1 protein-coding gene is annotated in these 581 nt (G+C 57.0%); it reads right to left on the reverse strand.

The genetic code is table 11. The features are described from left to right. Positions 1–35: 35 nt before the first annotated feature. A partial coding sequence (locus HMPREF2993_RS04310) for an IS3 family transposase (protein WP_141758252.1) occupies positions 36–581 on the reverse strand: 546 nt, incomplete at its 5' end.

Here is a 581-nt window from a genome sequence, read left to right on the forward strand (position 1 = left end):
GCAAATCGTGGACACGTAGTGGAGCTACCTAGGGGTTAGGCAGCTATTTCTTTTCTGCTGTTGATTGAGCCGGTGTGGTTCTCGAAGTCGACGGGGCTGACCATTCCGAGTGCAGAGTGCCGGCGCCGACGGTTGTAGACGACTTCAATCCAGTAGGCAACAGCCTTGCGTGCAGCATCACGGGTAGGCCATCGCTTACGGTCGTAGAATTCAGTCTTTAGCGTCGACCAGAACGACTCGGCCATCGCGTTATCGAAGCACACACCAGTACGCCCCACAGACTGGGCAATGCCTAGTCTGCGGCAGACCTCCCAGAGCTTCTCGCTAGTGAATTGCGTTCCACGGTCAGCGTGAAACACCAGCCCATCAGGAACGTCACCGCGCAGCGTATGCGCCATCCGCAGGGCCCGTTCAACCAGGTGTGTGTCTTGAACACTATCCATAGCCCAGCCCAGTACCCTGCGGGAATGACCATCGCGGACCGCGCACAAGTACAACCAGCCTTCACCGGTGCGCAAGTAGGTAATATCCGACATCCACACCCGATTCAGCTCACCAGTATCAAACATGCGCTTGACCAG

The sequence above is a fragment of the Corynebacterium sp. HMSC068G04 genome (assembly GCF_001814885.1).
GTDB lineage: Bacteria > Actinomycetota > Actinomycetes > Mycobacteriales > Mycobacteriaceae > Corynebacterium > Corynebacterium hiratae.